Origin of the sequence: Crocosphaera sp. Alani8 (assembly GCF_038442745.1) — a bacterium.
Taxonomy (GTDB): Bacteria; Cyanobacteriota; Cyanobacteriia; order Cyanobacteriales; family Microcystaceae; genus Crocosphaera.
Window position 1 is genome coordinate 46255 of record NZ_JARVCN010000486.1, and the last position, 10074, is coordinate 56328.

Below are 10074 nucleotides of genomic sequence, written 5' to 3' on the forward strand. Positions count from 1 at the left end.
TTATTTTAAAACCAAGGAGAAAAATCATGGACTTTAGCTTATTTTACTTCGATGGGGACGGCTCAGTGGCTCAACCCAATAAATATCGCCTTTTACTCGAAAGCGCAAAATTTGCTGATCGCAACGATTTTAAAGCTCTATGGATACCAGAACGGCATTTTCATGCTTTTGGTGGACTATATCCTAACCCTTCTGTGATTAATGCGGCTCTCGCAATGGCCACCGAAAAAGTACAACTGCGAGCAGGTAGTGTGGTGTTACCATTACACCATCCGGTTAGAATTGCCGAAGAATGGGCAGTGGTAGATAATTTATCTAATGGAAGAGTTGCGATCGCTTTTGCCTCCGGTTGGACAATGGATGAATTTATCCTTTCCCGTGAACCCCATACCCACCGAAAACAAACCATGTGGCGTGGTGTAAAAGCTCTACAACAGCTATGGCAAGGAAAAGCAGTTGAGTATAACGATGCTGCCGGAAGAGCCGTAGAAGCCAAAATTTTGCCGAAACCCATACAACCCGAGTTACCTATCTGGATCACTTGTCAGTCCCCAGAAACTTTCATGGAAGCAGGGAAAATGGGAGCAAATGTTTTAACTTCTTTGTTAGGGGGAACTTTAGAAGAAGTTGAGCCAAAAATTAAACTGTACCGTCAATATTTAGAAAAATCAGGTCACGATCCCAACAGTAAAACGGTGACTTTGATGATACATACTTTTTTGGGAGAAGAAACAGAAGCGGTTAAAGAGAAAGTTAGACAACCTTTTTGTCATTATTTAAAAACCCATTATGATCTTTTAGAAAATTTGGCTAAAGGTATGGGTTTAAATGTAAGCTTAAAGAACTTTTCTGAAGATGATCTCGATAGTTTGTTACTATTTGGAGTGGAAGGTTTTATGAAAGGACGCTCCTTAATTGGTACACCTCAAACCTGTGTTCCTTTTATCGAAAAACTCGAACAAATAGGTATTAATGAAGTGGCTTGTTTAATCGATTTTGTGCAAGATTTTGACACAGTAATGGAGAGTTTACCCTATTTACAAAAATTGCATCAAGCAGTTAACCAAAGAGAGAAAGCAGGAGTTTAAAACTCTGGTATTTTCCTAGACTGTTATCGAGGATAACAGTCTAAAAGAGGGATAGATGAATGTTATTCCATTATTAATTCAATTAACTACACCTATAGTCCCTTTAAACACCACCTCAGCAGGTCCGGTCATATAGAGTCGGTTATCCGTTTCTGACCATTCGATAGTTAAACACCCTCCTGGTAACTCCACTGTACAAAAGCGATCGCAGTTTCCCGTTAATACCCCTGCTACCACAGAAGCGCAAGCACCAGTTCCACAAGCTAAAGTAATTCCTGCACCCCTTTCCCAGACTCGCATTTTCAGATAATCAGGGCGAACTACCTCGATAAACTCTGTGTTAGTTCGTTCAGGAAATACCCCATGATGCTCGAACTTGGGGCCAAGAGTTTCTAAGGGGATTTTGTCCACATCTTCTACAAAAGTAATACAGTGGGGATTACCCATGCTCACACAAGTAACTGACCAAGATTGATCCCCTATCTCTAAGGATTGGTTAATAACTTTTTCTTCTGCTTTGGTTAACGTGGTAGGAATTTCCTTGGCCAATAAAAAGGGGGTTCCCATGTCCACTTTCACTTGTCCTTGTTCTTCAAGACGAGGGATAATAGTACCCGCTAGAGTTTGGATACGGTATGATTTCCCAATCGTGTCAGTACCTTCTAAATCAGCCAAAAAACGAGCTAAACAACGAATTCCGTTACCACACATTTGTGGTTCCGAACCATCAGAATTAAAAATTCGCATTGTGTAGTCGTTATTTTTATCTCCTGGTAAGGCAAAAATTATCCCATCGCCCCCAATTCCAAAATGGCGATCACATAATTTAACCGCGTCCTCTGGGGACAATAATGGGGTAGAACTGTGGCGGTTGTCCACCAAAATAAAATCATTGCCTAAACCTTGATACTTAGTAAATTCCATAATCCCTCCCGCAAAAATTATATAAACAATTATCAATTAACCAATAGATAAGAACAAGAGATAGTCGATAATGAGAATAGTGCCCAATACTACTCCAATAAGCTCGAAAAATTGATAAAATAGGCACTATAAAGAGAGAGAAGTCCATCTAAAATTTAATCAATTTTTAATCTCATATCCATAACTTCACCCTCTTTAGCCGTGTATCGAGAGTTAATAGCATAGACCGAGCAGTACTAATATAAATCCTATCCGTTACTCCTAGAAATTATGACTGAATTTGATACAGGGTTGCCCAGTGTTCGACAAGTACAAAAATATATCAAAGATCAACAAAAAATTGTCATTCAGCTAACCACAACAGAAAGCATCACTGGTCAAATTCTATGGCAAGATCCCCAATGTATTTGTGTATCCGACGAATCGAATCAATCCTTGTTAATCTGGCGACACGCCCTTGTTTATCTTAAACCTGCCCCTTAATCTAATCAGATTGCTATTATTTTCCTTCAAAAAGAGACAAATAGCCCCCAGTGCCAACTTTTAGTTCTAATCTGGGTAATCTGAGAATGAACAATATCAACAGACTGCTCCCCTTCTCACTAAACAAAAATCTATGAGCATTCAAAAAATTGTCGAAAACGTACTGAAAGATGGCTATTTGACACCCACAATGGAACAAGAAGTAGGACATTTCTATAAATCCGCTTCAGATTTATCCACAGAAGAATATATGGCAATAGATCGCCTCATGGGAGCGTTATTAGCAGGAGAGGTTAAAACAGTGGCCAGGAAACAGTTTATCAATGTTATGGAGGAATTAGTCTTGAGTGAGGCTATTAACCAGGTAACTCGGCAAGAATCAAAAGAATCCGGTTGCCTCGATATCGGAGATATTGCTGCCTATGCTCTCAACCGTTTACCCCCTCTTTACGCCACCACCCATGAAGGGGCTGACTATCAAAGACAACGAGCTCAAAAAGAATTACAAACTTTGATCGCTCAACAAGTTGCAGAGGGAATTCAACGCTATGTTGAACGTCCCACAATTCCTAACCGCAGACCCCTAGAACAAGAACAACGCAGCCATATTCTACAAAATATGACTGATATGCTGAAATCTCTAGCCCCTGATTAAAAAATCAGTGACAAAATTTAGTCGCAGGGAACCATAATTAAAACTTGTGCGTCTATGGTGATAACGTGAGGAGAACTATGCGCCAGGTAAATTTATGAGTCAAGCAATAACAGGATCTCAGGGACTACTTCGCCAGTGGGGAAAACAATCGGTATTATCCCCAGAAAAGCTCTCAAACTACGACTTGATTGTCAAATGCCAAGAGGGAGCTAAGCCCGATCGTGTGGCATTTGCAGAACTTTTGAATCGCTATCAATCTCATGTAGACAGAATTCTTTACCATCTAGCCCCTGATTGGCAAGACCGTGCCGATTTGGCTCAAGAGGTCTGGATTCGTGTTTACCGCAATATAAAACGCCTTAACGAACCAGTTAAATTTAGAGGTTGGTTGAGTCGTATCGCCACTAACCTGTTTTACGATGAGCTGCGTAAACGCAAAAGAGTTAGCCATCCTATCTCCTTAGATGCCCCCCGTAGGGTTGATGATGGGGAAATAGAATGGGATATTGTCTCGGATTATCCTAGTCCCAATGATGACTTGGCCACCCGTGAGTTTTATGATCGCCTCAAAGTAGCGATCGCAGATTTACCCGAAGCCTTTAGAACCACTATCGTTCTGAGAGAAATTGAGGGTTTAGCCTACGAAGAAATCGCAGAAATGACCGGCGTTTCTCTGGGTACAGTTAAGTCTCGCATTGCTAGAGCTAGGGGTAAGCTGCAAACAGTTTTACAGAAATATATTGATTAGTTGGGATTTTTATCCTCTCAACAATCATTTACGAGTGGTGTCATGAATGTGCTACTGGTAGCATTTGTCTCTTTTCTTGAACTAAAAGTCTTCTTATAATTAGAAGCAAAGGAAGGGTTAATCATGATGTCTGATTTTGAACACAAGCAAGGGTGTTTTCCCACTGATTTAGGTAATATGGATAATCAGTTTGAGCATTTTGAGCTGTTGAGTGCCTACATGGATGGGGAGTTGACAGCCGAAGAACGTAAGCAGGTTCAGCAACAGCTAGATACTGATCCTGAGTTTCACCAATTATATAAGCAATTATTGCGAGTTCAACGGCAAACTACTACTCTTTCGGTTCCAGAGAATTATGCTTCTACAGATGACTTATCCCAAGGGGTTTTTGATACCATTGATAGTCAGGATCGAAGGAAAAAAGGCTTAATCGCTAGTGGTTTAGGGATTGTTGTGGTTCTCATAGGCTCCATCGCCCAAATCTCCTCACAGGATGGGTTATTCCCCCGTTATGCTCGTACCGAGAGCGAAGCCCTAACCATCGCTTTAAACCATCCAGTGGTAGAGATTCCCCCTGATACCTCTCCTTAATAAGTCGGCCGTTAAATATTTTTGGGAGATTGTATGCTTTTGTGCTTGTTGGTTTGAACAGCATTAAAGCATTGAGCATAAAATAGCGATAGGGTTAAGACATCGATCTAGTACAATTAAAGAAATAGAACAATCGATAATTATAACTTAACCACTCAAAAGCACTATGTTTGATGCTCTCGCCGATCGCCTGGAAGACGCTTGGAAAAAATTACGGGGTCAAGATAAGATCACCGAAGCCAATATACAAGAGGCTTTAAAAGAGGTGCGACGGGCCCTCCTCGAAGCAGATGTTAACCTGCAAGTGGTCAAAACCTTTATTGCGGACGTAGAGAAGTCGGCGATCGGTGCAGAGGTTATCGCTGGGGTTAATCCTGGCCAACAACTGATCAAAATTGTCTATGATGAATTAGTCAAGGTCATGGGGGAAAGTAATGTCCCTCTAGCCCAAGCAGAATCAGCCCCCACCGTCATTTTAATGGCAGGTTTACAAGGAACAGGTAAAACCACCGCTACAGCAAAACTGTCCCTATATCTGCGTAAACAAGAGCGAACTTGCTTGATGGTGGCTACAGACATTTATCGTCCTGCTGCCATCGACCAATTAAAAACCCTTGGGGAACAAATAGATGTTCCTGTGTTTGAACTGGGAAACCAAGCTAACCCAGTTGATATCGCCACACAAGGGGTAGCTAAAGCCAAAGAAATGGGTATCGACACCGTTATCATCGATACTGCCGGGCGACTGCAAATCGACGAAGAGATGATGCTAGAATTAGCCCGTGTTAAGAAGGCGGTTAACCCCGATGACACCTTACTTGTGGTCGATGCCATGACCGGGCAAGAAGCAGCCAACCTAACCCGTACCTTCCACGAACAAATAGGGGTTACAGGAGCCATTTTAACCAAAATGGACGGGGACACCAGAGGAGGTGCGGCCCTATCTGTACGGCAAATATCGGGGCAACCCATTAAATTTGTGGGGGTTGGGGAGAAAGTAGAAGCTTTACAACCTTTCTATCCCGATCGCATGGCTTCTCGTATTTTGAGTATGGGAGATGTCCTCACATTAGTAGAAAAGGCACAAGAGGAGATCGATCTCTCCGATGTGGAACAGATGCAGTCGAAAATTTTAGAGGCAAAATTCGACTTTAACGACTTCCTCAAACAAATGCGTCTGATGAAAAATATGGGGTCTTTTGGTAGCATCATGAAGATGATCCCAGGGATGAATAAACTAAGTAACACAGATATTGAGAAGGGAGAAAGCGAACTGAAGCGCACAGAAGCCATGATCAGTTCCATGACCCTAGAAGAACGGAAAAATCCCGACTTATTAGCCAAATCCCCCAACCGTCGCCGTCGTATTGCTAAAGGTTCTGGTCATCCTGAAGCGGAAATCAGTAAACTGATCAAAAATTTCACCCGTATGCGGGCGATGATGCAACAAATGGGACAGGGAGGGATGCCAGCAATGCCAGGAATGGGTGGAGGAATGCCAGGAATGGGTGGAGGAATGCCCGGTCTGGGGGGGATGTTTGGTCAAGGTGCAGCCCCAGGTTTTCGAGGTTATAGCGGAGGGAAGAAGAAAAAAGGCAAGAAAAATAAGAAAAAGAAAGGGTTTGGCAATTTATAGGTTTATCTTGAATGATGGGTTTAAAACTCCCATCTGTATCAACTTGCTGAGTGTTTATGAACTATTTATGCCATGTTGGTTAAGTGTCTATTTTCTAAAAAGTTTTTGTTTAATAAATAGTTATTTTATATTATCAAAAGGGAATCATAAGAATATCGTATAGTTAAAAAACACCTTTATGTTTGATGATTTATTTAAAAATCTGCAAGATGTGGTGGCTTCTAAAGTACAAGAGGCGGCCAAAGACATAGAACACTATTCAGCGTTCCTGAAGCTCAAGAACCCTTTATTCCTATTTACCGATTCACAGTTAACAATCCCACTGTAGAAAAAGATGGAATTACACATATCGACGAGAGTGGTTGGCGAATCGAAGCTTATGGTAATCCATCTGATTTTTTAGCCATCAATCCGTTGCGGAAAGTTGTTTTGTTTGAAGTTGCTGAGCCAAGGATTCCAGAGTGTATTATAGCTTGTCTGTTTAAAGCAAGAGCGTTAAAGACAAAAGACAGCATTACGGTCAAATTAGGTCGAAGTGAAAAGAGTCAACTGGGAACGACGACTCGATACTGGTCAACTAGTCTTTCTGCGAACGAAAATTTTTGCTCCTTTGAAGTTCGCGCACATTTCAAAAAAAATACTAACCCGGCTAAAGTACAGATAGAGATTGAATTTGAAAGCAATGGTATCTTAGAGATTAAGGAGATTGAATTACTACAAGCATCTGTAAAAAATAATTCTTAAAAAGCAAAAATATAACAGAGACAATCTATACAATATACTAAAAGCAAGGGTTTGCTGATCATTCTTTAAAATCCTATACATAATCTCTTTGGCCTCATGATTGTGTCATAAAATTAATGTTCACAATAACAATGACACTAATCAAGCCAACTATATCAACAATTCCCAAACTTCTTGCGAAAACCAGTCAGCTAAATATTTTAAGTTGCTCGAAAGAAAACTTATATTTAATCTAAAAACATCGTAAAAAACAAACATCAGTAAAAAAATATAGGCTAACGTTCTAGTAATATTAGCTAATTACTCCTAACCACACCTCATGGCCCTCAAAACCCTTCCAGGCGAAAGTTATCCCCTTGGTGCAACAGTAGAAAAAGATGGAAAAAAGGGGGTTAATTTTTGTATTTTCTCAAAACAAGCAACTTTTATAGAATTATTATTATTTGCAGAACAAAATGACCCACAACCCTCCCATACTATCCCCTTAGATCCTAAACTAAATCGTACTCATTATTATTGGCATATTTTTGTTGAGGGACTCGAAGCAGGACAAGTTTATGCTTATCGGGTACACGGTCCTCACGACCTTAGCAAAGGCCATCGTTGTAACCCAGAAAAAGTTTTACTAGACCCTTACGCTAAAGCTATTGTTGGGTCTTCTATTTATAATCGAGAAGCAGCCAAACACCCTGGAGATAACTGCGCGCAAGCTTTACGAAGCGTGGTAGTGGATACGGAAACTTACGACTGGGAAGGGGACTGGGAGGAAATACCTCGTCTACGCACTCCCTACTCTAAAAGTGTGATCTATGAGATGCACGTTGGTGGGTTTACCCGTCATCCTAGTTCCGGGGTTCCTTCCGAAAAAAGAGGCACTTTTGCAGGATTGATTGGAAAGGAAAAAATTGCCTATTTAAAAAGCTTAGGAATAACCGCAGTTGAACTATTACCGGTTCATTACTTCGATGTAGAAGACGTGAGACCGGGACTGACAAATTACTGGGGATACAGTACCATCGGATTTTTTGCACCTCACAGTTCCTACAGTTCTGATCAAAGTCCTTTGGGTCCTGTTAATGAGTTTCGGGACATGGTTAAAGCGTTACACAAAGAAGGGATAGAAGTTATCCTTGATGTGGTTTTTAACCACACCGCAGAAGGAGACGAACACGGTCCTACGTTAAATTTTCGTGGTATCGATAACTCCACCTATTACATCTTGGAAGAAGATCATTCTCAGTACAAAAATTATGCAGGTTGTGGCAATACTTTTCGGGGAAATCATCCCATCGTTGGTCGTTTTATCCTAGACTGCTTACGTTACTGGGTTACAGAAATGCACATCGATGGGTTTCGGTTTGATCTCGCTTCTATTTTATCAAGAGATTCTTCCGGAACCCCTTTAGAAGACTTACGAGGAACCACCCCTGATATTTTGTGGGTGATCGAATCTGATCCCGTTTTAGCAGGAACAAAACTGATTGCAGAAGCATGGGACGCTGCTGGATTGTACGATGTGGGAAGGTTTGTAGAATTAGCAGATTGGTTTGCTGAGTGGAATGGTCCTTTTCGCGACGATGTGCGACGGTTTATTAAGGGGGATACGGGGATGGTTCCTCGTCTAGCGAGTCGCATTCTCGGGAGTCCCGATATCTACCATCGTGAAGATGTTGACATCAACCGCAGTATTAATTTTATTACTTGTCACGACGGTTTTACCCTCAATGATTTAGTTTCCTACAACGAAAAACATAACGAAGGAAATGGAGAAAATAATTGCGATGGAGACAATCATAATAATAGTTGGAACTGTGGGGTAGAAGGAGAAGTTAATGATTCAGCAATCGACTCATTAAGACTACAACAAATTAAAAATTTCTTCACCATTCTCTTTTTATCCCAAGGAACTCCTATGATGTTGATGGGTGACGAAATAAGGCGCACCCAACGGGGTAATAATAATGTTTATTGTCAGGATAATGAGTTAAGTTGGTTTAACTGGGATAAAGTAGAAAAAGAATACGATTTATGGTGTTTTGTTCGACGTTTAATTTATTTTATTCAAGGGTTAGAATTATTTAACCAAGAGGAACGATTAGAAGTCGCTGATAATAGTCCTAATCATCCTCATATTAGTTGGCACGGAGTAAAACTAGGGGAACCAGATTGGTCAGATTATTCCCATTGTTTGGCTTTTAGTTTGCGTCATCCCGAAAAAAAAGAGTATCTTCATGTCATGTTGAATGCTTATTGGGAACCCTTAGAATTTCAATTACCTTGGTTAGAAAATGGCGAGCGTTGGTATCGTGTTCTTGATACTTCTTTACCTCTCAATGAAACCTTTTGTGAATTAGAAGTTGCTGTAGAAATTACCACCCAAAACTATACAACTAATGGACGAACTTGTGTCGTTTTAATGGCTAAACACTGATTTTTAAGGGTATATTTTTTATCTCTAGGTATGTCAGCAACATGAAATAACATATCTACAATTTTGTTTTTTCTCTGGAGCAAAAACCATGAACGAACACTCTCAAAACAATATCACTCACGTTGAAGATGATTATCAACAACGTCAGCAGGAAATTCATCTTCAAGAAGAAGAACTAAGATTGCATCAAGAAGAACGTCGTATCGAGCAAGCGCAACGTAATCTGATCGTTAATCGCTTGTTAAAAGGAATGTTTTTCTTAGTTAGTGCCTTAGAAACTTTGCTGGTTTTACGGTTTCTCTTAAAGTTTGCTGGTGCTAATCCTGATAGTTTGTTTTCTCAAGTTATTTATGGATGGTCGAGTCCTTTTGTAGCACCGTTTGTTAATCTATTTAATGATATTAATCTAGGTAATGGTGTTGTGGAAATTACGACTATTACTGCGATGATTATTTACGGACTGCTAGCAAGTTTAGGAGGAAGATTGGTGGAACTTGTGTCAGGTAGGTAGGAGATTCTGCCCTTTAAAGATTTCTGATTGTGTAGGAGATTAATAACACTAATCTCCTACATCAAACAAGATGAAATTTAGTCCTCATTAGGGTTAGTTTTTTGAAAGAATAATTTCATTTTTAGTACTTTAGACTCTAAATATTTGATACCAACTCTGAACTCACCATCACTTACTTTTCGACTCCACATAATTTCGCCTTTCATCGGTTGTATCTTCTCAAAAAGCCAGGGGTCACTCGCTGCGAAAACTTAGGCCAAACA

The 10074-nt window shown here is 40.4% G+C and carries 10 protein-coding genes; 9 read left to right on the forward strand and 1 reads right to left on the reverse strand.

Annotated elements, in window-relative coordinates; genetic code table 11:
* The first annotated feature begins 26 nt into the window (after positions 1-26).
* Complete coding sequence (locus P9B04_RS24040; protein WP_342057479.1) at positions 27-1088, forward strand: LLM class flavin-dependent oxidoreductase; 1062 nt, start codon at positions 27-29, stop codon at positions 1086-1088.
* Between the two features lie 78 nt (positions 1089-1166).
* Here P9B04_RS24040 and dapF read toward each other — a convergent pair whose 3' ends face one another.
* Positions 1167-2012, reverse strand: coding sequence for a diaminopimelate epimerase (gene dapF / locus P9B04_RS24045; protein ID WP_342057480.1), 846 nt, complete (start codon positions 2010-2012; stop codon positions 1167-1169).
* A gap of 270 nt (positions 2013-2282) precedes the next feature.
* Here dapF and P9B04_RS24050 point away from each other — a divergent pair, with 270 nt between their 5' ends.
* The 8 genes from P9B04_RS24050 to P9B04_RS24085 all read left to right on the forward strand — a co-directional run bounded on the left by P9B04_RS24050 (position 2283) and on the right by P9B04_RS24085 (position 9811).
* Positions 2283-2495, forward strand: a complete 213-nt coding sequence (locus P9B04_RS24050; RefSeq protein WP_342057481.1) for an Hfq-related RNA-binding protein — start codon at positions 2283-2285, stop codon at positions 2493-2495.
* Between the two features lie 133 nt (positions 2496-2628).
* The gene (locus P9B04_RS24055; RefSeq protein ID WP_342057482.1) at positions 2629-3150 is read left to right on the forward strand and encodes a late competence development ComFB family protein; all 522 of its coding nucleotides are present in this window, start codon (positions 2629-2631) and stop codon (positions 3148-3150) included.
* A 94-nt stretch (positions 3151-3244) separates the two neighbouring features.
* On the forward strand, positions 3245-3898 hold the full coding sequence (locus P9B04_RS24060) for a sigma-70 family RNA polymerase sigma factor (RefSeq protein ID WP_342057483.1): 654 nt from the start codon (positions 3245-3247) through the stop codon (positions 3896-3898).
* Between the two features lie 123 nt (positions 3899-4021).
* Positions 4022-4489: an anti-sigma factor family protein gene (locus P9B04_RS24065; RefSeq protein ID WP_342057484.1), complete on the forward strand. Its 468-nt coding sequence runs from the start codon at positions 4022-4024 to the stop codon at positions 4487-4489.
* Positions 4490-4655: 166 nt separating this feature from the next.
* On the forward strand, positions 4656-6125 hold the full coding sequence (ffh, locus tag P9B04_RS24070) for a signal recognition particle protein (RefSeq protein WP_342057485.1): 1470 nt from the start codon (positions 4656-4658) through the stop codon (positions 6123-6125).
* Positions 6126-6554: 429 nt separating this feature from the next.
* The gene (locus P9B04_RS24075; RefSeq protein ID WP_342057486.1) at positions 6555-6869 is read left to right on the forward strand and encodes a hypothetical protein; all 315 of its coding nucleotides are present in this window, start codon (positions 6555-6557) and stop codon (positions 6867-6869) included.
* Positions 6870-7188: 319 nt separating this feature from the next.
* Entirely contained in the window at positions 7189-9300 is a 2112-nt protein-coding gene (gene glgX, locus P9B04_RS24080) for a glycogen debranching protein GlgX (RefSeq protein WP_342057487.1), read from the forward strand.
* Positions 9301-9388: 88 nt separating this feature from the next.
* Entirely contained in the window at positions 9389-9811 is a 423-nt protein-coding gene (locus tag P9B04_RS24085) for a YggT family protein (protein WP_342057488.1), read from the forward strand.
* Positions 9812-10074: the final 263 nt, after the last annotated feature.